We start from the raw sequence: 24,783 nt of genomic DNA on the forward strand, positions 1-24,783 counted from the left end.
TTATTGAGCAATTATTCTAAAGAAGATGGTGTAGAGTTACTTTTTTATCAATAACTTAAGTAGCACTAAAGTTTTATATAGCATGCAGTTCAGTAAGTTGTGTTTACACTCTTTACATTGGAGAGCTTTTCAATGTTAGGGTAATACACAGCGCTAATCACAGGGCGGTATTCCTGTTTGCTTAAAAATCAATCTGTTTAGATAGTCCATCGTGTCAGATTGTAGAGTTGAGTTAATATTAATCAATTTGCGCATTAACATTGAGTGAATCCATTTCAATGGCTAAATGGGCTGCTTATTATATTCTTTAAATACAATAAGCATACTTAAATGATAATGTTTCGCCCAATGTTAAGTCTCTATGATCAACAAACTCATCTTGAACGCTTACGTAAAAACCGATTGATTAAAATTGAAACTTATCGGCTTGTTCCTTGAAGGCTTTTAAATCGACAATCATGTTATCAGAACGAAGGCTAGCCTGACTGTGATGTTGTTCACCACAGCTGAATAATACAAGGCGATCACAGTTTTTGCTGCGCATATGAGTCACCATAAATTTAATTAAATCTGCTCTGGTGAGTTTCATGACTTCAGCAACCACGGTTTCTCGTTGGTTAAACTGATAATCTCGGTTTCCTAAACTTACCCAGTAACGTTGGCTGCGGGTTTTTAAGTTAGTGTCATTTTCCATTATTTGGCTAATCATGCCTTGCTTGGTACTTTCCCACTGCTCATTGGTGATTTGCATCACAGCATAGTTAAAGTCAGCGATAAACTCATCAATGGCTTCTAGGAGCTGCCTAGGCCCAGTAGTCGGGGATTGCACATAAAAGATAATCCCAGGGTGTCGATTTAGTGGTAAGTAACCCGTGCCCACCATATAGCCGAGTTGTTGCTTAGTGCGTAACTCGTGGAAGAATGTGGAGGACATGGTGTGATTTAGCAAACTAAATAGCGCCATTCGCTCTGGTGTTGCTGCTCGTGATTGATAATAAACGATGATTGCACTGTCTTGATGAGCAATGCTTTTCTCTCGTAGTAACGAGCCTCTTTTGTCTAAATTGACTAACTCTCTAGCAGACTCTGCACTGGGTTTAGTGACTAACGACAATAAATGCTGTAATCGTTTACCTAGATCCAGTGTCTCTTGTTCTAACCAATCACCATAGACCAGCCCTTCAAGATAGACCTTTTTGTAGAATGCACTGACATGGTTATGCAAGTCTTCTAATGTGAAATCGGCTAACTCTTGCGCCATTCTACCGGGTTCAAAGCTTCTTTGTTGTAATGTGACGGTAAGACTAGTAAAGAGTTGTGATATCGGCTTAGCCTGGGCAACGTTATTCCAGCTGCGCAGAATTTGCTTTTTGATCATGTTAAAGCGCTGTTCGGTAAAGTTACGTTCGCGCGCTTTATTAATAATCAAGGTTAACAGTTTTTCCTGATTACCTGTAAACCCTGTGAGGTGCAGGGTGATACCGCCTTGATGCGGATAAATATTGTAATTAAGTCCTGCTACTTCAGCTTGATAAGTCGGCTCAGTTAAATAGTCGATGAGCATTTCAACATAAAGACGTGTTAATGCCGCCTGTCTTGGTGTTGAGCTGGCTTGATCTGAGTCCAGTGATAGATACAGGTGGCCTTTCGGCACATTAAATTCATCATCCTTTTTGTGCCATATCCGGTAGCCTTCACCCTCGGCGACAATCTTAGGGGCGAAGGTATTACTTTTATCGGTTCTCGCTTGCGGATTAGCGACAATAAATGGATTTTTTTCAGGTAACTTAAGGGCTGACCTTGTAGTCACAGAGGCCCATTTTTCAAGTTGTTCTGCAGCTATTGGATTGACTTTGTAAGGTGTGTCGTACCATGCGGCTTGTTTTTCGACTTGTGATTCTTTTGCCACGGTCATTAAACGCATGTTATCGGCAGACATCATCGATAATAACTGTTTGGTTTCATGCTCCAGCATTTCATCCATGCGATAGTCACCGTAAATAATGTCTTCGATGTCGTAATGATGCATGTTAATGCTCAGATGGCTGGCTAAATCAAGTGTTTTAATTTGTTCTTGAAATCGAAATGCGGTGTCTAATAAGCTCGCACGTTCTTGGTATCGCCATGCGGTTAAGCCATGTTGTTTAATGAGTTCAATATATTCAAATACGCAGGTGACGACTTCTTCTAATTCAGCATAGCCTTTGTCTGTGAGTTGAATACTGATTGAGTAATCTTTGAAGTTGTAACCATTAACGCCACCACCGGCAGATAAATTATTCGCCAGTCCCTGTAATTTTAAATACGACAACAAACTACCAGGACTTTCATTGCCCAGAAGGTGGCTGATGAAAGTCAGAGGTTTACGTTTGTAAAATTGATCTATTTCAGGAAGGGTAAAACAGATGCTGACCCGTTTTTGATCTTTAAGCGGCACAATTTGAATGTGTTTTTGTTGTTGGTCTTTATTTAATAAGGCTTCTAACGGATAGTGTTTACTTACATTTCTGTTTTTAATACCTGAAAAATATTGGTTAACAATAACCTCTAATTCAGCAATTGGCCGTGGGGCGACAACGCAAAGCGTCATAATATTAGCGCTGTAATGCTGCTGGTAAAATGCTAATAGCTCTTGGCGAATATCTGCCTGTTTACCGGCTAAAGTGGCTAAGTTACCCACAGAAAACTTCGAAAATGGATGCTTTGGATTAACGGTTTCTTTTTGAACTTGATAAACCCGGCGAATATCATCTTTAAGCTTTAGGCTAAATTCAGATTCAATCGCATGTCTTTCGCGGTCAACTAATTCTAAATCAAATTTAGGCGCGATAAAAAATTGACTGAAACGGTCTAATGAGCCCTCTAAAGCGTCGGCATTAATGCTGTAAAAAAAGTTTGTTTGTTCTGTGCCTGTCCATGCATTGTTATTGCCGCCATGTTGATTAATGTAAGCATGGTACTCACCCGAATCTGGGTATTTTTCAGTACCTAGAAACAACATGTGTTCAAGAAAATGTGCCATGCCAGGGCGTTCAACAGGATCGTCAAAATGACCAACGCTGACCGCCATTGAAGCGGCGGCTTGGTTTGATTGCATATCTTCAACCAAAAGCACTCGTAATTGATTGCTTAATACTCGGTATTGATATTGACGATGATCGTTTTGGCTTTTATAAACTGCTGGATAATCAGGCAAAAGGAGGCTCCAGAAAACATAACTTGTTATATATTGATCTTCTTATGGGTTTTTAGCAAATAGCCGGGGCAAGTTTTATGCTTTTATCGACTAAAGTTTAGCTAAATATCGGCGATAGTAGGGTATGTTGTTACGCTATTTAGCGCTACAATTGACTCAGAATGATAATAAAAACATCCAGAGAGAAGTATGCAACTATTTTTGATGCGACATGGCGAAGCAAGTTTTGATGCACCGTCAGACAGAGAGCGTAAGTTAACTGAAATAGGCCGTATTCACAGTGGGTATATGGCTAATTGGTTAGTAAAAAATATTAGCCACTTTGATTTAGTGATTGTAAGCCCCTATTTGCGTGCGCAACAAACGTGGCAAGAAGTCAGTAAGCATTTACCTGAGCCCCGCAAGCTAGTTGTACTTGATGACGTCACTCCCTCTGGTGATGCTAAAAGAGCCACAGATGTTGTGCTTGCTTACGCAGAGCAATACAAAGCAGACCATGTGTTAGTGATTGCTCACATGCCTATTCTCGGTTTTATGGTCAGCGAATTAGTTGCTGGTATTGAGCCGCCATTATTTGCCACCTCTGCTATTGCTCAAATAGATAAACACATGCAGCAGTGTAGCTTTGTTGCCATGACCGCCCCGCACCAAGTTGCTTCTTGATAGATAAATAAATTGATTAATAAATTGAACAATATATTTGTCTGAGATTGAATTCCAACACATAAGGTAAGTCATCACTTACCTTCATCACAGGTATAACACGACCGCTTTTATCGTTTGCACATGACGTCGTTTAATTTCGCTTTGGATTAATCACGTTAAAGGTTAACGTCGATGAGGTTGTTCACCTATATCTATCAGTACCAGTAACGCCGCATCGCCGCCCCATTCTCTAGGCGCTTGATGAAACGCTTTTACCTTAGGGTGCTGCGCTAACCACAAAGGCAGTTGCTGCTTTAAAATCCCCGTACCGAAACCGTGCATAACACAACAGCAAATACTGCTTTGTTTAACACATGCTTGGATAAGTGCTGCTAGTTCGAGTTTGGCTTCAGACTGCCTTAAACCATGTAAGTCGAGTAATAGGTCGGGCGAATAATCACCTCGCCTTAAGCGTTTTAGCTCAAGCTTATCTGCACTGTCATTTATCCAGCGCATAGGGCCTTCGACCGGCAGCAGCGGCTGATAAGTATCCGAAAAATAGCTATCAACGTGGATTTGACGCTCTTTAAATTCGAATTGTTGTTTGGGTTTGACTGGCTGTTTAAAATGGTGGGTATCTTGCTTAAGCGGTTTGATACCGTCTATCAGTTGACTAAACAGCGACGTGTCTGAGTAATTTTCGTCTTTCATGGCGGTATTGTATTGAATTCTAGGTCATCTTAATAGACATCAGTTACAATACGGCAGAACAATTTTTTAGGAGTGTGTTTTGGATAAGATCTTTGTAGATGAAGCTGTCACTGAGTTAAGTACCATAGGTGATATGTTGCGCTGGGCGGTTAGCCGTTTTAATGATGCCAATATTTATTATGGCCACGGTACTGATAATGCTTGGGACGAAGCCATTGCATTGGTTTTTCATGCTTTACACTTACCTGAAGAAATCGGTCAGCAAGTTATTTTAAGTAACCTAACTAGCAGTGAAAAACATAAAATTGTTGAGTTAATTATTCGTCGTGTACGTGAACGTTTACCGGTGCCGTATTTAACCAACAAAGCGCGTTTTGCCGGGCTTGAATTTTATGTTGATGAGCGTGTGTTAGTGCCTCGCTCACCGATTGCAGAAATGATTAATAACCATTTTAGTCCGTGGTTATATAACAAGCCTGTGAATCGTATTATGGATTTATGTACGGGCAGTGCTTGTATAGCTATTGCCTGTGCTCATGCATTCGAAAATGCCGAAGTTGATGCACTTGATATTAGTGAAGATGCATTAGAAGTGGCGCAGATTAATATCGAGTCACTTGATGTGCTTGAGCGTGTTTTCCCTATTCAGTCAGATTTATTCTCGGCAATTCCTAAAGGGCCGCATTACGATTTAATCGTTTCAAACCCGCCGTATGTTGATGCTGAAGATATAGGCGACATGCCAGATGAGTATCACCACGAGCCAGCGATTGGTTTAGCGTCAGGGCGTGATGGTTTAGATTTAACCAAACGCATCTTAGCTAATGCGGCCGATTACTTAACCGAAAATGGCGTATTAGTCGTTGAAGTGGGTAACTCAATGGTGCATTTAATTGAGCAATTCCCTGATGTTCCATTTACCTGGGTTGATTTTGAATTTGGCGGTGACGGCGTATTTGTATTGACCCGTGATCAGCTAGTTGAAAATGAATCACTTTTCTCTGTATACAAAGATGTTGAATAATAGAGAATAAGCTAAGGTTGATTGAATAAAATATAGAGGTAGTTAACGCGCATGTCAGGAAACAGTATTGGTCAAAATTTTGTTGTGACAACCTTTGGTGAAAGCCATGGTGTTGCCTTGGGTTGTATTATTGACGGTTGTCCACCAGGACTCGAATTAACCGTTGAAGACATGCAACATGATTTAGACAGACGACGTCCAGGTACATCGCGCTACACCACCGCTAGACGTGAAGCGGATGAAGTGAAAATTTTATCGGGTGTGTTTGAAGGTAAAACGACAGGCACCTCAATTGGTCTATTGATTGAAAATACCGATCAACGCAGCCAAGACTATTCAGACATTAAAGACACCTTCCGCCCAGGTCATGCTGATTATACTTACCAGCAAAAATATGGTATGCGTGATTACCGCGGTGGTGGACGCTCATCGGCGCGTGAAACCGCTATGCGTGTTGCTGCTGGTGCCGTGGCTAAAAAATATCTTAAGCAAGTGCATGGTATTGAGATTCACGGCTACCTTGCTCAATTAGGACCTATTTGTGCTGAAACTATCGATTTAACCCAAATTGAACAAAACGCGTTTTTCTTCCCTGATGCCACCAAGCTAGAAGCATTAGATGAGTACATGCGTGGTTTACGTAAATCGGGTGACTCAATTGGCGCTAAAATTACGGTAGCGGCCACAGGCGTGCCAGTGGGTCTTGGTGAGCCTGTATTTGATCGACTCGATGCTGATATTGCTCATGCGCTTATGGGCATTAATGCCGTTAAAGGTGTTGAAATCGGTGATGGTTTTGGCGTGGTTACTCAAAAAGGTTCTGAAGGTCGTGACTTAATGTCACCAGAGGGCTTTGCCTCAAATCATGCTGGTGGTGTATTAGGCGGTATTTCATCAGGGCAACCTGTTGTGGCCCATATTGCGTTAAAGCCAACATCAAGTATTAGTGTGCCAGGGCAGAGCATGACAGTGCAGGGTGACACGGTCGATATGATCACCAAAGGTCGACACGATCCTTGTGTGGGTATTCGAGCAGTACCTATTGCAGAAGCCATGTTAGCGATTGTATTAATGGATCATTTATTAAGACACCGCGCGCAAAATCAAGATGTTGTTCGTCATACGCCAGAGATTGGAATGCGTTAATGCCCTCAAGTCACCGCGCTGAACCTGATTTACGCTGGCTCGGCGCCTGCTATTTCTTTTTCTTTTCTATTCTCGGCATCATGGTCCCCTATTTAGGGGTCTTTTTTGATAGCCGAGGCTTCAACGCGCAAGAGATTGGTTTTTTGTTGGCTATTTTAATGGCCACGCGCATTGTCGCACCTAATATTTGGGCGGCAGTGGCTGACCGAACCGGAATGCGTGCGGAACTGATTAAACTCGGATCGTTCGCGGCTGCAATTACGTACATCAGTTTTTTCTTTGATGGCAGCTTTTTATACCTCGCGGTTAGCTTGGCTATCTACACCTTTTTTTGGAATTCAATTCTGGCGCAGTTAGAAGTAATCACCTTAGAAACCTTAGGTGATAAAGCTGAACGTTATGGCGCTATTCGCAGCTGGGGCAGTGTCGGATATATTGTGTTAGTAATAAGCGGTGGTTTTGCCATTGATTATTGGGGCCCTGAAGTGCTGCCTTATATGGGCATGATATTATTTCTTGGTTTGTTTGCCTGTTCATTACCGTTACCGGCTAATCGCAGTGTCGTACTCAATAAGTCTGACCGTCCCAAATTAACATTCGATGCCTCACTCATTTGGTTTATGTTATCTGCGATGCTATTGCAGATGAGTGTCGGACCATTTTATGGCTTCTTTGTACTGTACTTAAAGCAATTTGGTTATTCAGAAACCGTTGCGGGTATGTTGGTGGCATTAGGTGTACTTGCCGAAATTGTGATTTTCTTTTATTCATCTCGATTAATTCGCCAATATGGTATTCGAGTCTTGTTGGTGGTGAGTATGTTACTGACTGCAGTGCGCTGGCTGTTATTGGCTTTTGGTGTCGACTCAGTTTTAATGTTGATTATTAGCCAACTGCTACACGCGTTTACATTTGGTTTAGTGCATGCTGCGTCCATTCATTTTATTCATCGTCATTTTAATGTTAGCCACCGCAGCACAGGGCAGGCGTTATACGCCAGTGTCAGTTTTGGTGTGGGTGGTGCGTTAGGTACCTGGATAAGTGGCATGATTTGGGGCGATGGTAGCCAAACCATGTGGGTCTGGGTCTTTGCCGCTAGCTGCGCGTTTTTATCTATGATTGCGGTATTGATGATCCCAAATATTAATGGTGAAGCCGTCGCTAATGCAGCACAAGATTAATATCTAAAAACAGTCGCAAGGAGTTATCGTGAAACGTTTTCGCTTAGGGGTAATCATCAATCCATTGGCTGGATTAGGTGGCAGTGTTGGCCTAAAAGGCTCAGATGGTGTGGCATTAGAGGCCATCGCTAAAGGCGCAATACCTAAAGCTCAAATGCGTATGCAGCAAGCGCTAGCAGTAATATTACCTTTTGCAGATAACATTGACATCATTACCGCCTCGGGCGACATGGGCGCAAACTTATGCCGCCAAATGGGATTTACGACTAGTGAAGTTTATCGCTGCGACAATACCACCTCCGCGCAAGATACCCAACAAGCTGTGACATGTTTACTCGAACAACCATTAGATTTGCTGCTGTTTGCCGGCGGTGATGGCACTGCACGAGATATTTATGCTGTTGTTGACGATAAGTTACCCGTATTAGGCGTGCCTGCTGGCGTTAAAATTCACTCGGGGGTTTACGGTATTACACCACATGCTTCAGGCCTTGTGGTGAGTCTGTTGTTAAAAGGTGAGCTTGTCAGTTTAATGTCGGCCGATGTGATGGACATTGATGAAGTTGCCTTTAGACAAGGCACGGTAAGAGCAAAACGATTTGGTGAAATGACCGTACCCGCAGAGCCTCGCTATATCCAAGCGGTGAAAATGGGTGGTAAAGAAGTTGACGAGTTAGTATTAGCAGACATCGCGGCAGATATTATTGAATCAATGGACGATGAGATATTTATTATGGGCTCGGGCAGTACCGTTGCCGCAGTGATGGAAGATTTAGGAATAGACAATACCTTACTCGGTGTTGATGTTATTCAAGACAAAACGTTAATCGCTCAAGATGTCAGCGCGGATCAGTTACTCGAATTCACCAAAGATATACCCGCCGACAAGGTTAAATTGGTGATCACTCTTATTGGTGGGCAAGGGCATATATTGGGGCGCGGTAACCAACAATTGTCACCTGAGCTGATAAAACGCATCCCAAAAGACAATATTTTAATCTTAGCCACAAAAACTAAGCTTAAAGCACTTGAAGGTCGACCATTAATTGTGGATAGTGGCGACCCTGAATTAGACAAAGCACTCACAGGCTATTACAAAATAGTCACTGGCTACCACGATTACGTGATGTATCAAGTAGCCAACCCAGATTTAGTGGAGAACTAAACCATGTTAGAACAGTACGATGCAGCATTAGAGTCTTGGATTGAAGAAAGCGTAAATAACAGTGACGATGATGCATTGTTTGCTTGTGGTTACTTACAAGGTCATATCGCTGTTGTGTTAGCTGAATTAGAAATAGAAGCTGAGCAAGATTTAGCCGCCCTCGATCAAAAAATATTAACCTGTTTAGCGTTAGCGGATAAAGAATTAAATGCAGACGATTTCGCGCTAGTAGAAGCTGCCTGGCAACAACTGCGTCAACGTATCGTTGCGCAAGCTGCGTAAACTGGAATAGATAAACAGTGTTATGGTAAATCCGTCTTCGCAAGTGACTATTGGTTTAGTCAACCCTAAAACGCCGGTAAACGTTGGTGGGATTATGCGCGCTGCAGGCTGCTATCGTGTCGACAGTGTCTGTTATACCGGCAAACGTTACGAGTTAGCGGCTAAGTCTGGTGATGCACAATATGATGTCGACACTAAAGATGCAGCTAAACGCATTCCATTAGTGGGTGTTGAGTCATTACTTGAAAATGTCCCTCAAGGTGCAACCATTGTATGTGTTGACTTAGTCGTTGGCGCGACACCGTTGCCATTATTTACTCATCCCGATAATGCGTTTTATATCTTTGGCCCTGAAGATGGCACTATTCCGCAGCAATTAATTGATGCGGCTACCGATGTTGTTTATGTGCCTACTGTAGGTTGTATGAATTTAGCGGCATCAGTCAATGTACTACTTTATGATCGCCTTGCTAAAATGACTCAAGTCGAAGCGGGTGATGAATTGATTAAACAAAGTCGTGATAATAATAACCGGACCAAAGTGAAGCATTGGTTGAAGTAAGTAGGTTCAATAACATATTAAATTGAAAATGCCGGATGAGAAATCATCCGGCATTTTTTTCAGCTGAATTGCTATTATTAGATTGAATAAAAGTCTTAACATAATGTAGTTTAAGCTAACTACTTGTTATGTGAAGGAACTACCTATGTCACTCATCAGTCGACTATCTCAGTGGCTACCATTTGGTCATGTGCCAGAAATGGATGCCAATACAGTTTTCCAACACCTTGAAAATAACAATATTCAAATTGTAGATGTGCGCACTACGCTGGAGTGGGATAAATCACACATCAAAGGGGCTATTAACCTTCCTATTACTCATTTTTCGGCTGATTCCGTTAAACAACTACAGCTTAATACAGACCAGAAAGTTATCGTTATTTGTCTCTCTGCCCATCGAAGTATTCCAGCCGTTAGAAAACTTAAGCAGTTTGGTTTTAATGATGTCTATCAACTCAAAGGCGGAATGCTGAGTTGGTGGAAAGCGAAACTTCCGACACTATCGACTCAAAACTAGTACACACAAGGCTTATCAATATGACATTACTCTTTTTACATGGCTCGGGTTGTACGCATGTTGTTTGGCAGCACCAACAACAGTTTTTTGAACATAGCATTGCTATTGATTACCCCGGTCACCCAGAGGGGCAAGCACTGACAACTGTAGATGCGTTAACTCAATGGCTGGTAGACTATATTGCGCAGCATCAGTTGGATGACGTGGTATTAGTTGGGCATTCTCTTGGTAGCGCTGTAGCAATGCAACTCGCTATCTCAGCAAAGGCAAAGATACAATTAAAGGCATTAGTGCTCATTGGCGCGGGAGCTCGGCTCAAAGTGATGCCTCAGCTTTTACAATCACTTTCAACATTGGTCGAGTCGGTACTGCCAATACCAGACTATTTGCTGGTAGCAAATCAAAATATTGCCGAGCCTTTACAATCACAAATTAATACTTCAATTATCAATAATGGCGTTAACGTCATGCTGACTGATTTCACTATGTGCGACCAATTTGATGTCATTGAGCAACTGCCGAAAATTGATGTGCCGACGTTAATTATTGTGGGCGATGCAGATCAAATGACACCGATAAAATATGCCACATTTTTACAGCAGCATATCCCCAACGCGCAAATTGCCATTATAGAGAAGGGCAGTCATATGGTCTTTGCTGAACAACCCGATCGGGTAAATCAATGTATCGAAACCTTTCTTAACAGACTCGAGTGAACATTTTCTGACGTAAATTGAGTTTATTCATGTAGCTGAATTGTATGCGCGGAGCTGATTTTTGATGAGAGAAAATGGTTGCGGAAGCAGGGCTTGATAAGAAGAAAGAGCGACGACCTTCAGCTTTGGCTTATAAAGAAGAGCGGTTTATAAAATACGGCGGTTTATGAAAAGCTGAGTCCGACGAGCTATCAATTGTTTTGGTTTTAGCCTGATAACACAAGAATAGATTGGATATGAAGATTTGGATTGGATATAGAAGAGTTGATCATTTTCAAAATGGTTGCGGGAGCAGGACTTGAACCTACGACCTTCGGGTTATGAGCCCGACGAGCTACCAACTGCTCCATCCCGCGACTGATTTTGATTACGTTTATTTTTATTTTCTTAAATTTTAAGAAAGTGGTTGCGGGAGCAGGACTTGAACCTACGACCTTCGGGTTATGAGCCCGACGAGCTACCAACTGCTCCATCCCGCGTCCGATAAACGCTATCAATTATTTTAATTCTATTGACAAAGAATGTATTACTAATCGTTTATCTTTATTCTTGTTAAACAAGAAAATGGTTGCGGGAGCAGGACTTGAACCTACGACCTTCGGGTTATGAGCCCGACGAGCTACCAACTGCTCCATCCCGCGTCCGATAAACGCTATCAATTGTTTTAATTCTATTGACAAAGAATGTATTACTAATCGTTTATCTTTTCGTCAAACAAGAAAATGGTTGCGGGAGCAGGACTTGAACCTACGACCTTCGGGTTATGAGCCCGACGAGCTACCAACTGCTCCATCCCGCGTCCGATAAACGCTGCTTTGTTGATTCTGAGTTACATGCCAGTTGGCGTGTAAACCTGTCTGCTTCAAAGCGGAGCGAACTATAGCGATCCCCATTTGTCTTTGCAAGTAAAATCGGAATAATTCCTTTTGTTTGCTGGTTAATTAAGCGTGCAGTGCTGTAATTAAATGAGATCGATCATTAATGGGACAAATTGGATAATTTATAGCCCCATTTCGATAAGTCGTTGGGGATATGTGTTTGAGCAGGTATAATGTTGCACTGAATTTTGAGTAACGATGACTGACTAATACATGTTTAATTTTTTTGCTGCAGCCCCTAAGGGTTTTGAATATAGCCTAGCCTCTGAATTGAAAGATTTTGGCGCTACCGATGTTAAAGAAAGTGTTGCCGGTGTGTACTTTTCTGCACCGCTTGAACTGGCATATCGGATCACCCTATGGACCCGCCTAGCGAGCCGTATCGTATTAGTTATTTATAAAGGAGCTTGTGAATCTGCCGAGCAACTTTATAACGCTGCGTATTGTATCGATTGGCCATCGCACTTCTCACATAAAAAAACCTTCAGTATCGATTTCCATGGTACGGGTGGTTTTATCAATAATACTCAATTTGGTGCGCTAAAAATCAAAGATGCGGTTGTTGACCGTTTTCGTGATGATGGTACTCCTCGCCCAGATGTTGAGCGCGTTAATCCCGATTTTAAAATCGATGCTCATTTCCGCAATGGCCAAGTCACCATTTCGATGAACTTTTCGGGTGCATCGTTACATCAACGTGGTTACCGTTCAACAACAGGCGAAGCCCCGTTAAAAGAAAACCTGGCAGCCAATATGTTGGTGCGCAGTGGTTGGCAAGCAAATCAAACGACTATTCTTGATCCATTTTGTGGTAGCGGTACGGTATTGATTGAAGCCGCTTTAATGGCCGCCGATATTGCACCTGGTTTGAAACGTGAAAAATTTGGTTTCGAAAATTGGCAAAGTCACAACAAAGCGATGTGGCAAACCATTTTTGATGAAGCTCAGGCTCGTGCCACTTTAGGTAAGACACGTTGTAAAATTAAGTTTTACGGCTCTGATATTGAAGCGCACCTCGTTTCAATTGCTAAACGTAATGCTGAAAATGCGGGTGTAGCAGAGTTTATTGAATTTACTGTTTCTGACGCATTAGATGTCTCGCCACCAGTAAGCGAAGGCTTTTTAATCTCTAACCCGCCATACGGTGAGCGTTTAGGTAATGTCACTGAATTACTACAACTTTACTACCAGCTTGGTGACAAGTTGAAAAAAGAGTTCGGTGGTTGGAAAATTGCCATGCTGTGTAGCGATATAGAGTTAATATCATCGCTCAAGCTTAAAGCCGATAAGCAAATGAAAATGTTTAATGGTGCATTAGAGTGTGCATTTAACATTTATACTTTGCATGCTAATAGCACGCGTCGTGAAGCGGTTGCTCTTCCTGACGGTGTCGATCTCATCGATATTGCGCCAGCATTTGTTAACCGCATTAAAAAGAATGTTAAGCAGCTTGAAAAGTGGGCTAAAAAAGAGCGTATCGACAGCTACCGTTTATACGATGCCGATTTGCCTGAATACAATGTCGCCATTGATAAATACGTTGATTATGTCGTTATTCAAGAATACTCAGCTCCGGCAACCATTCCAGAAGCTGTAACAAAGCGTCGTATTAGTGATGTACTGTTAGCACTACCAAGTGCCTTAGGTATTCACCCCGATCGCGTGACATTAAAAACGCGCGAACGTCAAAAAGGTGCGAGTCAGTATCAAAAATTAGATGAGCGTAAAGTTGAAGTTATCACCGAAGAATATGGTGCCAGATTTAAACTTAACCTTACGGGTTACCTCGACACAGGCTTGTTTTTAGATCACCGAGTAACCCGTAAATTGGTGGGTGACAAATCTAAAGGCAAACGCGTACTTAACTTATTTGCTTATACTGGTTCAGCTTCTGTGCATGCGGCTATTGGCGGCGCTAAAACAGTCACCACCATTGATATGTCAAACACCTATATCAACTGGGCGAAAGAAAACTTTGCGCTAAATGGTTTATCTGGGGCTAAATACGATTTTATCCAGGCGGATTGTTTACAGTGGATAAAAGACAATAGCCATCAGCAATTTGATTTGATTTTTATTGACCCTCCCACGTTTTCAAATTCAAAACGTATGGAAGACAGCTGGGATGTACAGCGTGATCACGCCGAAATGTTAGGCGGATTGATTAAGCTATTGTCTCCAACGGGTGAGCTTATTTTCTCTAATAACAAACGTAAATTTAAGATGGATATTGAAGCGTTAAACCAAGCTGGTATTAACGTGACGAATATCGATAATTTATGTTTACCGTTAGATTATAAGCGCAACCCACATATTCATAATGTTTGGTTACTCACGCATGCCAAGTAGTGCTTTGCCCTACATTTTATATCACACAGATGGCTGCCATCTGTGTGATATTGCTTTGGCACTCGTTGAGCAAACTGACATTGATTTTCAACACATTGATATTTGTGATGACGCCGCGTTAGCTGAGCGTTATGGCATAAGCATACCTGTGTTAGCACAGGGAAAGCGTGAATTATTTTGGCCTTTTGATGGCGAACAATTACAAGAGTTTATAGGAGTTTAGATTGAGTCTGGTTCGGATAAATAATGGCTCGTTAGCCTACGGTTATACTCCTTTACTGCAAAATGCAGATTTTACCATTGAGCCTGGCGAGCGAGTGTGTATCGTTGGCCGAAACGGCACAGGCAAATCCACTTTAATGAAAGTGTTGTCAAAAGACGTACTGCTTGACGAAGGCGAGTTTAATATCGCTAACGACGTCAATGTCAGTCGCCTACAACAAGACCCGCCTAAAGCCGAAACTGGCTCGGTTTATTCTTATATTGCAGCAGCATTAAAAGACATTGGTGAAGCGTTAGAGAAGTATCATCAATTATCGCACGACGTAGCAGACGCAAATCCTGATGATATGGAGCGCATGCTAAATGAAATGCAGCGTATCCAAGAGGTGTTAGACCATAACAATGGCTGGCAACTTGACTCACGTATTATTCAAAACTGTCAATTATTGGGCTTAGATCCTGACAAACCACTGAATGAACTATCAGGAGGTTGGCAGCGTAAAGTCGCCTTGGCACGTGCCTTGGTTGTAAACCCTGATTTGTTGTTACTCGACGAACCGACCAACCACTTAGACATTGATACCATCGAGTGGTTAGAGCAGTTTTTATTAAGCTTTAAAGGCGCCATTGTATTTGTAAGTCACGACCGTGGCTTTATTCAACGCATGGCAACCAGAATTGTAGATTTAGACCGCGGTGTAGTGATTTCATTCCCAGGTAATTACCAGGCCTATTTAGATGGTAAGCAAGAATGGCTTCGTGTTGAAGCGGAGAAAAATGCCCATTTCGATAAGAAATTAGCTGACGAAGAAGTGTGGATCCGCCAAGGTGTTAAAGCGCGTCGTACTCGTAACGAAGGCCGCGTTCGAGCGTTAAAAGCATTACGCGCTGAGCGTGGAGAGCGACTGAACCGTCAAGGTAATGCCAAAATGGCTGTGTCTGACACAGAGCGTTCTGGCAAGTTAGTGTTTGATGTTAAAGACGTTAACTACAATTTACCTGATAAAAATTTAGTTAAAAACTTCAGCACTACCGTGATGCGCGGTGACCGAATTGCATTAATTGGCCCTAATGGTTGTGGTAAATCAACATTAATTAAGTTATTGATTGAAAAACTACAACCTCAATCGGGCGAAATTAAAGTCGGTACTAAACTAGAAGTGGCTTATTTCGATCAGTATCGCGAAGCACTTGATCCTGAAAAAACCGTTGAAGAAAACGTTGGCGAAGGTAAAAGTACCGTTACGATTAATGGCCAAGACCGCCATATTTTAAGTTACTTACAAGATTTCTTATTTTCTCCAATGCGTGCACGCACGCCAGTTAAAGCACTGTCTGGTGGCGAAAAGAACCGTTTGTTATTGGCGCGGTTGTTACTACGCCCAGCAAACCTTATTATTCTCGATGAACCAACAAACGATCTTGATATTGAGACTTTAGAATTGCTAGAGTCTTTGCTTGCAGATTTTGAAGGTACGTTATTGATAGTGAGCCACGACAGAGCATTTATCGACAATACCGTCACCAGTAGCTGGTGGTTTGCTGGTAATGGACACTGGGCTGAATATGTTGGTGGCTACCAAGATGCAATTTCTCAGGGGGCAAAATTTTATTCTGAGGAACCTGTCGCAACAACTGTTGTCCAACCAACACCTGTTGTTGAAACAAAGCCTACAGCAGCACCTGAAAAGTCAGCTAAAAAGCTCTCTTATAAATTACAAAAAGAGCTAGAAGCACTTCCAAGTCAAATGGAACAGCTTGAGCAAGACATAGAAGTATTACAACAAACTGTAAGCAGTGCTGATTTTTATAATCAACCAGCTGACACGGTTAACAAGGCTCTGCAAACGTTAGCAGAGAAAGAACAAAATTTAGAGCTGTGCTTCCAACGCTGGGAAGAACTTGAGTCACTGAAGTAAAGCATAATAAAACAGGAATGGTTACATGAAGTTAAAGTTTGATAAAGCCTTGTCATTAGTTGCAATAGGCGTATTAAGTGTTATCGGTTCGGCTCAAGCCGCCTCTGTATATGAAATTGTTAACATCGAAGATTACGATTTAAATGGCACATTAGATGGCACACGAAATGGCTATGCCATGGCCGTTAATGATGAAGATGAACTTGTTGGTATTTCGAAAGGCAAAAACAAGTTAAGCATCGACGACGTTGATGATTCTGTGATTGATATCGAAGACGGTATTACCGCAGCAGAGTCAATCACGTATTCTGTTTACTCTGAAATCGAAGCCAACAACTTTACTTTTATATCAAGCGATAATGCTTCAGTGGGCTCTTGGGTTCCTGAATTCTTTAGCATGGCAGGCACATTTGATCCTGCTAGCACAGAAACAGATTCAGATGATGAGTTAATCGTAAATGATGTCGATACCTTTTTTTATGGCATTAATAATAATGGCGTAAAAGTCGGTGCTTATACTGGTCCAGAGCTAACCTTAGATTATGAAGGCACCAGTACGACGCAAGAATATTTTTATTACCGTGAATTTGAAATGCGCGGTATTGCGGTAAAAAATGATGTCGAATACCCGTTATTACCTTCATTTACCACTTACGATCGCGAGCAAACCGCTGACGTAGATGCCGCTACAGTTGAAGTCGGTGGTTGGTCACTTGCTTCTAGAGTAAATAATAATAATCTAGTGGTAGGTTATGGCAGTACAGCGCTTGCTTCATCTAGTGAGACTCGTATCGATAAATGTATTGAAGATGCTGAAGATACCGATGCCAGCAATCCAATCCCTACAGATATTTGTGTGCAAGCATGGCAGTACCCAGATACTAATGGTACGCGCTATATTCAATATCAAACTCGCGGTATGGTTTGGGATCTTGATAACATAGATGAAAATGGTTTAGCTCAGAGCACAGAGTTACCGCTTGGATTAACTCCTGATGAAGACTCAACGCTCATTTTTACTTCGCAAGGTTTAGGGATTAACTCAGCTGGTGATGTAGCGGGTCGTTCACATGTTTATCGTAATGGCGATGACGATGATTTATATTTTGATGCCGCATATTGGAAAAAAGACAGTAATGGCAACTACCAGTACAACTGGGTAGAAATGGATGATAAAGTTTATTATTCAATTGCTTATGATATCAACGATTCAGGTATTTTAGTTGGTAGCTACAGCAAGTACATTAGTGGTTATTTGCGTAGTAAGTTCTTTATGCTGGATACTAATAATCCAGAAGAGGGCATCACAACGCCAAATGATTTCCAAACGTCATTGTCTGATTTAAGCAGTAAACCAAAAGACATTAACAATAAAGGCCAGGTTGTTGGTTATATTGAGTCGACATACGACAAAGAAAAGCCTCGTCCGAAAGTGGCTTTCTTGTATGACAGCACTACTGCGGAATTCGTTAACTTAAATAATCAATTGACCTGTGAGTCAAAAGGTTATGAAAGAAACACCGAAGGTGACTGGGTTCGTCATAGCGTAAGTGTTCAAGACGGTACCGGTGAAATATTAACTTACAACACCGAAATTTCAGTTGTAGAAGCCAATAGCATTAACGAAGACGGCACTATTGTCGGTACTGCGTTTATTCTAAAACCTGAATACCAATATGACTCGACAACGGGCGACTTAATTATTGGTGAAAATGGTTTACCGCTATTTGAGTTAGATGGTAACGGTGAGCCTGTAACCTCTTATTTACCCCGTATGGTGGTATTAAAAGCAACCGCAGGTGAACCATGCTCAACATCAGATGCGGTTGAAGACGTTGACTATGAGCGTAAAGGCGCAGCAAGCTTTGCCTGGTTATTCGCATTACCTTTGTTATGGCTTCGTCGCAGAGTAAAAAAATAACGCTGAGTCTAGTTAACATTTGTATCAGTTTGCTAGATACAAATGACTAATCAAAAAATCGAGGAATTATTCCTCGATTTTTTTTAATTTATATCTCAATACCTTAATAAAAAATCCATAAATTGGTCATTTTTTTAATTGATTTTGGTTAAAAAAACGTCTATTTCTATATTTATGGCTTCAGCTTCATCCCGTTAAACAGAAGCCTGTAAATGGAAGAGGACGCATGAATGAAAAGACAGAAAAGAGATCGTTTAGACAGAGCTTTTTCAAAAGGATTTCAGGCTGGGATAGGAGGGCGTTCAAAAGAAGTTTGCCCTCACGCTAATCTTGACTCACGGTCTCAATGGCTTGGCGGATGGCGAGAAGGCGTTGATGGTCGACTCAGTGGCTTATTTAACAAATAATGCCCAACAAAATGCCCTCAAATGAGGGCATTGTTGTAATAGGGTAAAACACAATAATACGTTTAGAACGTCGAAGTATCACTGAAAATGCCGACTTTTAAATCAGTAGCAGAATAAATTTGGCGGCCATCGACTTCCATCGTGGCATCAGCAATACCCATCACTAATTTGCGATGTATTTTACGTTTAATATTGAGTTTGTAAGTCACTTTTTTGGCATCTGGCAATACTTGTCCGGTAAATTTAACTTCACCAACACCTAAAGCTCGACCTTTACCTTCAGCGCCTTCCCAGCCTAAATAGAAACCCACTAACTGCCACATAGCATCTAAACCTAAGCAACCCGGCATAACAGGGTCTGTTTTAAAGTGGCAATCAAAAAACCATAAGTCAGGAGTGATATCAAGTTCGGCAACAATTTCACCTTTACCAAATTCACCACCATTTTCATTGATGGTAATAATGCGGTCAATCATCAACATGTTATCGACAGGTAAGCGAGGTCTGTTAGGGCCTAAAAGATTACCGTTACCACAGGCGATAAGTTGTTCTTTAGTGAAACTGTTAGCTTTTTCCATTTAATTCTTTACCACTCTATAAACTATTAATCCAAACAAGATAGCGAACACGTGTAAGCTAAACAACTCCGATCACTATATAATCCGTAACCTAGCTAACAATTTAGCAAAAAAGTTGAGCTCAATATCATCATCATCTTGTCCTGCGAGTTTATCCAGCCGTTGTTGTACCAAACCATAAAGGGTATCTGCTGCAAAATCGTTATCTTCATTGGCAACGCCTGCTGGCATTTGCATTAAAATCTCAACAGCCTGGTCCAAGTGTTCAATGGCATGGATATGAAATAAGCCTTTGTTTACCGCATCAATCACAGCGGGTTCTAAATTGAGCTGTAATACGTTCGCTTTAGGAATAATTACACCTTGCTCGCCGCTGAGTCCACGACGTTGGCATAAGGTATAAAATCCTTCAATCTTTTCATTTACGCCGCCAATGGCTTGTACGTTACCAAATTGGTCTAATGCTCCCGTCACTGCGAGGCTCTGCACAATGGGTTGCTCAGCAATGGCAGACATCAAACAGCAATATTCAGCTAATGAAGCACTGTCACCGTCGATTTCTTGGTATGACTGTTCAAACACAATGTTAGCATTCAAATGCAGCGGCGCATCACGGCCAAAGATACGATATAAACAAGCTGACAAAATCATCATACCTTTAGTATGAATATTGCCGCCTAATTCAGACTTTCTTTCAATATCTGCAACTTCACCGTCACCGTAATGCACTGACGTGGTAATACGAGCTGGTTCACCGTAGGTGTAATCGCCAGTATCAATGACTGTCAGTCCATTAATTTGCCCTACCATAGCACCTTTAGTTGGCAGATTTATGAAATTATCGTCAAAACTCTGGGCAGAATACACTTCAGAACTATTATGGCGAAACTTGAGCTTCTCCAGCGCTTTAGCAATCGCAGCGGCATTAAGAGATGACTTACCGGCATAAGCCTTGGCTTGAGCAATGAGTTGCTTAATCTCCAGCATGTTTAAACTTAAGCGTTGCTGGTGCTCAACTTGGCGAGAACTAAACCAAAACAGCGGTAATAAACTCGACGGTTCTAATTCGGCGGCTTCATCTTTAGCTAACACACTTAGCCATTGCACATAAGCAGATTCAGGGTGCTGAGTTAAATCAACCTCGTTGCTCATCTCTGCAAGTATAGGGAAGTGGCGGTTAAATTTGCGGTCTTCTGATCGCAATTGGCCATAAGCGAGCCCTGAGCCAACCAAAATAATTTTGCAATTAACCGGGATAGGGGCCAGCTCGTTATTGATACGATAGTAACCGTCATGCAGAATTTGCATTAACAAATCCCACAGGTTTTCACGTTGCCAAATAGACTCTAAACAGATAAAAACCATATGATTACTTGCCAAAGCACCCGGTTTGTAAACACTGGCTTTGTCTGTCTTAATCATTCGGCCTAATAAATCCGCACGGCGCAGTGTGCCTTGTAAATAACACGACAATGATTCTTGCTTAGCAATAATACCGACATTTTGCGCAGGCATTGCAGCTTGCCATTTGAACTGGATCTCAGCATCGTCAGACAACTTTTTCGTCGCCACTAAGTAGTTATTTGACGGCGTATCAGCCTGAGACACTAATGCCTTGATAAATAATGGTCTATCAACACCCGAAAAATCACCAAGAAACAAATGTTGCGAATCGATTTTGGTCATTAATTTAAATGCGTCAACAGCGCGCTCTTGTCCGAGCAGTAAATGGCTTGGAAAAAAGGTCGATGTGGCCGTTTCTGGTAAATGATATTGAGGGGCAAGTTTGGCACTAGGCAATAACGTTGGGTTCATAGAGTAATAATCGGGCCATAGCAACGAAAAATAGTCTGATGATATTAGCATAAAGCACCACAAAAGCCTTAGCTGATTCTCAGTCCAAATCGATTAAGTCACTAACGAATTTAACCTGTTACCGCTTAACACCTTAATAGTGCGAATGCATAAAATCATAGCAGGATGATTAAATGCTAAACATTCAGCCATTTTTTTGAAATTTATGGTTTACAAGCAAACGAGTTACTTATATTATTCACGCCGTTCGGAGGGATGGCAGAGTGGTCGAATGCACCGGTCTTGAAAACCGGCAACGGTTTATCCCGTTCTAGGGTTCAAATCCCTATCCCTCCGCCACATTCAATAAAAAGGCTCATCAGAAATGATGAGCCTTTTTATTGGGCGAAAGATAGGACTTTGAACCCCGGGTTCCCCTTTATTACAAGCAAGCTATCCCTCCTCAAGATCCAAGAACCAAGACCAAATGCCAAATCGACAAACCTAAGGCCTTTTTATTTGGGGCGAAAGATAGAGGTTTAAACCCTGGGTTCCTCTTTATTACAAGTAAGCTATCCCTCTTCAAGATTCAAGACTAATACCCAAAATGTATCATTAGGCAGTACTGATTAATTATGGGTGTCTTGTTTAATCCCTATGTCATGGTGGATGACATGAGTTTAGGCCATTTGAACTTATGTTTATCTAATCGCTTATACCACAGGGCAAACCCGGTGTTATCCCAGTACAGCAGTTTGAGTTTGTCGCGCCCTTTATTACAAAACACAAATAGCGCACCACTGAGCACAGGTAGTTCAAGCTCTGCTTCCACCAACGCCGCCAATCCATTAATCGATTTACGAAAATCGACCACATCGGCACATAAATAAACGGTGGGCACATCAACAAACATCTTCATGCCGTTAGCCCTTTAATAATGGCAACGATATAGTTCGTTGCTAAATTGGCTGGAAACATTAACTGGCCTGTGCGGATATCAAACTGCACCACATTTTGATGAGTTTGCGCGCAGACTTCAGTGGTGGTTTGTTTTAACTGAATAAAACGTGATGATGTGGGGTTCGTTGTTTGCACTGGCAAGGTTGAATTAGGCTGATACTCAGCCAGTAAAGCGCGCTGTTTATAGTAAGTGGTGATAGAGACATTATAGTGTTGGCAGAACTCAATATTAGTGCCACTAAACGAGCCGCGTTGTTGAAGTAGCATCTGCCACTGAGTAGTTGTTTTGTAAGTTTTCATCACATGCTCCGAATTTATCATTGAGCAGGTATTTTGAGATAGTTAGATTAACGATGCGAGGTGTGGTTCGCTAGACGGTTACGCTTTAATGATGAATATATGCTCTGGAATATTGTCGGTTTTATCTTCAGTCATAACTGGCTCCTATGAAATTGTGAACGTCCCCAATTCGGGGACTGTGGGTCGCGTCCCTATAATAGGGACGATTATGATTAAGTCAATAAATAATACTCAATATGAGTCACTCATAAGCTGGTTAAAGGCTGCTCGGCTGGAGCGGGGATTAACCGTGCGAGATATGGGAAAGTTGTTAGATGAGCCCTTTCAGATAGTCACAAAAATAGAGACATGTCAGCGTAAGTTGAACATCTACGAATTTGTGCAGTACTGTGAAGTCTTAAACTTAGATCCGAAAGAGGGGATAGATCTGTTGCAGGTAAGCTCGAGTTTTGATGCTCGGGTGCTAAAATAATGTTTATTTACTTATCGGACTGTCGCTAACTGCTGCATAAATCACTGACATTGATAGATTAAGTGATATGATGCTGGGAATTTTTCGGTTTTAAAGAAAATCCCTGATGAATCAAACAGAACAACAGTTTTTAAAAGGCCTCGAAGCAAAGCTTTGGAATGCAGCAGATAAGCTCCGCTCAACGCTAGATGCGGCGCAATACAAACACGCGGTGCTAGGTTTTATTTTTGTTAAATATGTCTCCGATGCTTTCAAATTACGCCAAGATGAAATTAAGGCCGATCTTACTAATCCTGAACAAATGGTCGTTTGGAGATCTGATCATCAACTATCGATTTAGTTCCTCTGATTTAAGAAACAAAGCCGGTTGAATAAAGAACTGTTTATTGAGAGAAACAAGATCATAGATTTGCAGAGGAACTGTGAATCCAACTCGAATGAAATTGAGCGGTTGCGTATTCAAAACAGTGAACTCAAATCGGACAATGCATCGCTTAAATCTGAGCGTGACATTTTGCTCGCCCAGCTGCAAAAAAGCTCTTATGAGCAGTCTAAATTACTGGATAAGCTCATTGTGCAGACTGAGCTTGCTAAAGAATAGGTTTTCTACCAAGAAGTGGGTTAGGGGAGCTAACTCACTTTTGCGCGCACAGTGTGAGCGTAAGCTTGTTTTTGAATTCGTTAGATAGACTTACTTCTCCTCATACACATCAGACGATATGGCCAAATACGCTGACCTACTGCAATGAGCGTGCTCAACAACTAGCATATGTTAAGATGTTGAGTACATCGACCGTAACCTTCGCCAAAGCCATGAAAACGAGTTATGTTATTTGTTCAAGAAATGGGTGGCTTCGTTTTTCAGATCTCCAAACGACAATCAATAACTCAGCCAGATGCCGAAACCGCCGTCACTAGGTCAAGGAATGTAAAGACAAATTCAAGTGTGATGCGTCAAATGACGCTTGAGATAGTGTAGTTGTTTACCCAATAATTAGCATATTCAAATGATGGGCAGCCTGAAGGTTAGGGAGTTTTTAATATTAAATAATCGTTGGAATTACTTCTTCTAAAATATTAAAGGATGCAATTTTTTGTAAATCGGTAAATCAGTTCCGATTTACTTCTGGCACGATAGAGCTTCTTCGCCCTTTCAATGTGATAGTCAACGCCTCGATTAGTCATGAATAGCTCTTTACCTATCTGGCTTATTGTATAACCGTTCGCTGTCATCGTAAGTATCTGCACAGTCTTTTCGGGGAGGAGACCATTGTAAAAAGATGGGGTGGCGAAATGAGGAAACTTTCTTGTCATGAAGTAATGAATTAATTCCAAATATTCATCTATCTTAGCGTTAACAATATAGCGACTTAGTTCATCTATGCTTAACGATTTGCTTCCTATAGCAAACACGCCAACAGCATCTAAATCATTGACATTAACAACATGGGTTATGATTGTTAAGGAGCAGCGATTGTTACACTTTTCATTAAAACAGCTTTCAATTAGGTCGAATCCTGCCTTTGGAGTGAGCCAATACTCTAATGGACGGAAGCCTGAAAACCACTCACCATTCAGGGCCCAATTTTTGGGTAACATTCGATGTGTTTTTCTATATGCGGAGATTTTTTCGAAAAGCCTGGAGGTCGTTTCGTTCGTTGTTACCATTGGGTAATTTGAAAGGATTCGGTCGAGTCGTTGAAATGATAATTTTTTTCCGTTTAGCACACCTAATCCACTTTTAGGGCAAGTCATATACATGAATTCAAGCTCTTCAAATCGATTCATTTTATTCTGAAAATGACGGTTTATTTCATCATTATTTATATGTTTCATGG

Annotated in this window: 24 protein-coding genes and 5 tRNA genes; 18 read left to right on the top strand and 11 right to left on the bottom strand. The window is 41.5% G+C overall.

Features of this window, described 5'->3' with window-relative positions; translation table 11 throughout:
- Positions 1 to 406 precede the first annotated feature (406 nt).
- Positions 407 to 3,196 (bottom strand): insulinase family protein, encoded by a 2,790-nt coding sequence (locus AC19MV_RS00265; RefSeq protein WP_498299438.1) that lies wholly within the window; start codon positions 3,194 to 3,196, stop codon positions 407 to 409.
- 189 nt (positions 3,197 to 3,385) lie between these two features.
- Here AC19MV_RS00265 and sixA point away from each other — a divergent pair, with 189 nt between their 5' ends.
- Positions 3,386 to 3,859 (top strand): phosphohistidine phosphatase SixA, encoded by a 474-nt coding sequence (gene sixA / locus AC19MV_RS00270; RefSeq protein ID WP_498305157.1) that lies wholly within the window; start codon positions 3,386 to 3,388, stop codon positions 3,857 to 3,859.
- Between the two features lie 165 nt (positions 3,860 to 4,024).
- Here the strand turns inward: sixA and smrB are convergent, their stop codons facing one another.
- A complete protein-coding gene (gene smrB, locus AC19MV_RS00275) occupies positions 4,025 to 4,552 on the bottom strand; it encodes an endonuclease SmrB (RefSeq protein WP_498305159.1) in 528 nt (175 codons plus the stop codon).
- A 79-nt stretch (positions 4,553 to 4,631) separates the two neighbouring features.
- Between smrB and prmB the strand changes: the two genes are divergently transcribed.
- The 8 genes from prmB to AC19MV_RS00315 all read left to right on the top strand — a co-directional run bounded on the left by prmB (position 4,632) and on the right by AC19MV_RS00315 (position 11,145).
- Positions 4,632 to 5,576 carry a 50S ribosomal protein L3 N(5)-glutamine methyltransferase gene (prmB, locus tag AC19MV_RS00280; RefSeq protein ID WP_498305161.1) on the top strand — a complete coding sequence of 315 codons (945 nt, stop codon included), beginning with the start codon at positions 4,632 to 4,634 and terminating at the stop codon, positions 5,574 to 5,576.
- 51 nt (positions 5,577 to 5,627) lie between these two features.
- Positions 5,628 to 6,722 carry a chorismate synthase gene (gene aroC / locus AC19MV_RS00285; protein ID WP_498305163.1) on the top strand — a complete coding sequence of 365 codons (1,095 nt, stop codon included), beginning with the start codon at positions 5,628 to 5,630 and terminating at the stop codon, positions 6,720 to 6,722.
- Entirely contained in the window at positions 6,722 to 7,903 is a 1,182-nt protein-coding gene (locus tag AC19MV_RS00290; RefSeq protein ID WP_498305165.1) for an MFS transporter, read from the top strand. Before aroC ends, AC19MV_RS00290 begins: the two co-directional genes overlap by 1 nt.
- Before the next feature lie 28 nt (positions 7,904 to 7,931).
- Positions 7,932 to 9,068: an ATP-NAD kinase family protein gene (locus tag AC19MV_RS00295; protein ID WP_498305167.1), complete on the top strand. Its 1,137-nt coding sequence runs from the start codon at positions 7,932 to 7,934 to the stop codon at positions 9,066 to 9,068.
- Between the two features lie 3 nt (positions 9,069 to 9,071).
- Positions 9,072 to 9,350 carry a YfcL family protein gene (locus tag AC19MV_RS00300; protein ID WP_432401827.1) on the top strand — a complete coding sequence of 93 codons (279 nt, stop codon included), beginning with the start codon at positions 9,072 to 9,074 and terminating at the stop codon, positions 9,348 to 9,350.
- A gap of 22 nt (positions 9,351 to 9,372) precedes the next feature.
- The gene (locus tag AC19MV_RS00305; RefSeq protein WP_498305169.1) at positions 9,373 to 9,912 is read left to right on the top strand and encodes an RNA methyltransferase; all 540 of its coding nucleotides are present in this window, start codon (positions 9,373 to 9,375) and stop codon (positions 9,910 to 9,912) included.
- 145 nt (positions 9,913 to 10,057) lie between these two features.
- A complete protein-coding gene (locus tag AC19MV_RS00310) occupies positions 10,058 to 10,429 on the top strand; it encodes a rhodanese-like domain-containing protein (protein WP_498299451.1) in 372 nt (123 codons plus the stop codon).
- A 20-nt stretch (positions 10,430 to 10,449) separates the two neighbouring features.
- A complete protein-coding gene (locus AC19MV_RS00315) occupies positions 10,450 to 11,145 on the top strand; it encodes an alpha/beta fold hydrolase (protein ID WP_498305171.1) in 696 nt (231 codons plus the stop codon).
- Positions 11,146 to 11,425: 280 nt separating this feature from the next.
- Here the strand turns inward: AC19MV_RS00315 and AC19MV_RS00320 are convergent.
- The 4 genes from AC19MV_RS00320 to AC19MV_RS00335 form a co-directional block, all read right to left on the bottom strand.
- Positions 11,426 to 11,501, bottom strand: a tRNA-Met gene (locus AC19MV_RS00320).
- A 47-nt stretch (positions 11,502 to 11,548) separates the two neighbouring features.
- Positions 11,549 to 11,624, bottom strand: a tRNA-Met gene (locus AC19MV_RS00325).
- An 86-nt stretch (positions 11,625 to 11,710) separates the two neighbouring features.
- A tRNA-Met gene (locus AC19MV_RS00330) sits at positions 11,711 to 11,786 on the bottom strand.
- A gap of 82 nt (positions 11,787 to 11,868) precedes the next feature.
- Positions 11,869 to 11,944 (bottom strand) — tRNA-Met (locus AC19MV_RS00335).
- A 292-nt stretch (positions 11,945 to 12,236) separates the two neighbouring features.
- On the opposite strand from AC19MV_RS00335, the gene rlmKL reads away from it, so the two are divergent.
- From rlmKL to rmf, 5 genes are all read left to right on the top strand, one after another.
- Positions 12,237 to 14,372, top strand: a complete 2,136-nt coding sequence (gene rlmKL / locus AC19MV_RS00340; RefSeq protein ID WP_498305173.1) for a bifunctional 23S rRNA (guanine(2069)-N(7))-methyltransferase RlmK/23S rRNA (guanine(2445)-N(2))-methyltransferase RlmL — start codon at positions 12,237 to 12,239, stop codon at positions 14,370 to 14,372.
- Positions 14,362 to 14,595, top strand: coding sequence for a glutaredoxin family protein (locus AC19MV_RS00345; protein ID WP_432401839.1), 234 nt, complete (start codon positions 14,362 to 14,364; stop codon positions 14,593 to 14,595). Before rlmKL ends, AC19MV_RS00345 begins: the two co-directional genes overlap by 11 nt.
- A gap of 1 nt (position 14,596) precedes the next feature.
- A complete protein-coding gene (locus AC19MV_RS00350) occupies positions 14,597 to 16,513 on the top strand; it encodes an ABC transporter ATP-binding protein (RefSeq protein WP_432401841.1) in 1,917 nt (638 codons plus the stop codon).
- A gap of 25 nt (positions 16,514 to 16,538) precedes the next feature.
- Entirely contained in the window at positions 16,539 to 18,434 is a 1,896-nt protein-coding gene (locus tag AC19MV_RS00355; protein WP_498305174.1) for a DUF3466 family protein, read from the top strand.
- Between the two features lie 230 nt (positions 18,435 to 18,664).
- On the top strand, positions 18,665 to 18,841 hold the full coding sequence (rmf, locus tag AC19MV_RS00360; RefSeq protein WP_160053401.1) for a ribosome modulation factor: 177 nt from the start codon (positions 18,665 to 18,667) through the stop codon (positions 18,839 to 18,841).
- 62 nt (positions 18,842 to 18,903) lie between these two features.
- On the opposite strand, the gene fabA is transcribed toward rmf, so the two are convergent.
- Positions 18,904 to 19,419, bottom strand: a complete 516-nt coding sequence (fabA, locus tag AC19MV_RS00365; protein ID WP_432401845.1) for a bifunctional 3-hydroxydecanoyl-ACP dehydratase/trans-2-decenoyl-ACP isomerase — start codon at positions 19,417 to 19,419, stop codon at positions 18,904 to 18,906.
- Positions 19,420 to 19,494: 75 nt separating this feature from the next.
- Entirely contained in the window at positions 19,495 to 21,234 is a 1,740-nt protein-coding gene (locus AC19MV_RS00370) for a S16 family serine protease (RefSeq protein ID WP_498299470.1), read from the bottom strand.
- Positions 21,235 to 21,483: 249 nt separating this feature from the next.
- Here AC19MV_RS00370 and AC19MV_RS00375 point away from each other — a divergent pair.
- Positions 21,484 to 21,573 (top strand) — tRNA-Ser (locus AC19MV_RS00375).
- Positions 21,574 to 21,868: 295 nt separating this feature from the next.
- Here the strand turns inward: AC19MV_RS00375 and tnpB are convergent.
- Together tnpB and AC19MV_RS00385 are read right to left on the bottom strand one after the other, a co-directional pair.
- Positions 21,869 to 22,132 (bottom strand): IS66 family insertion sequence element accessory protein TnpB, encoded by a 264-nt coding sequence (gene tnpB, locus AC19MV_RS00380; protein ID WP_498305175.1) that lies wholly within the window; start codon positions 22,130 to 22,132, stop codon positions 21,869 to 21,871.
- Entirely contained in the window at positions 22,129 to 22,473 is a 345-nt protein-coding gene (locus AC19MV_RS00385) for an IS66 family insertion sequence element accessory protein TnpB (RefSeq protein WP_498305177.1), read from the bottom strand. The genes tnpB and AC19MV_RS00385 overlap by 4 nt, the downstream gene beginning before the upstream one ends.
- A gap of 208 nt (positions 22,474 to 22,681) precedes the next feature.
- Between AC19MV_RS00385 and AC19MV_RS00390 the strand changes: the two genes are divergently transcribed.
- The 3 genes from AC19MV_RS00390 to AC19MV_RS00400 all read left to right on the top strand — a co-directional run bounded on the left by AC19MV_RS00390 (position 22,682) and on the right by AC19MV_RS00400 (position 23,546).
- Positions 22,682 to 22,945 carry a helix-turn-helix domain-containing protein gene (locus tag AC19MV_RS00390; protein WP_498305179.1) on the top strand — a complete coding sequence of 88 codons (264 nt, stop codon included), beginning with the start codon at positions 22,682 to 22,684 and terminating at the stop codon, positions 22,943 to 22,945.
- Between the two features lie 106 nt (positions 22,946 to 23,051).
- A complete protein-coding gene (locus tag AC19MV_RS00395) occupies positions 23,052 to 23,285 on the top strand; it encodes a type I restriction-modification system subunit M N-terminal domain-containing protein (RefSeq protein ID WP_498305181.1) in 234 nt (77 codons plus the stop codon).
- Positions 23,286 to 23,312: 27 nt separating this feature from the next.
- Positions 23,313 to 23,546, top strand: coding sequence for a hypothetical protein (locus AC19MV_RS00400; RefSeq protein ID WP_498305182.1), 234 nt, complete (start codon positions 23,313 to 23,315; stop codon positions 23,544 to 23,546).
- Positions 23,547 to 24,022: 476 nt separating this feature from the next.
- Here the strand turns inward: AC19MV_RS00400 and AC19MV_RS00405 are convergent, their stop codons facing one another.
- On the bottom strand, positions 24,023 to 24,781 hold the full coding sequence (locus tag AC19MV_RS00405) for a helix-turn-helix transcriptional regulator (RefSeq protein ID WP_498305183.1): 759 nt from the start codon (positions 24,779 to 24,781) through the stop codon (positions 24,023 to 24,025).
- Positions 24,782 to 24,783 lie beyond the last annotated feature (2 nt).

It is taken from the genome of Shewanella sp. MF05913 (assembly GCF_059758095.1).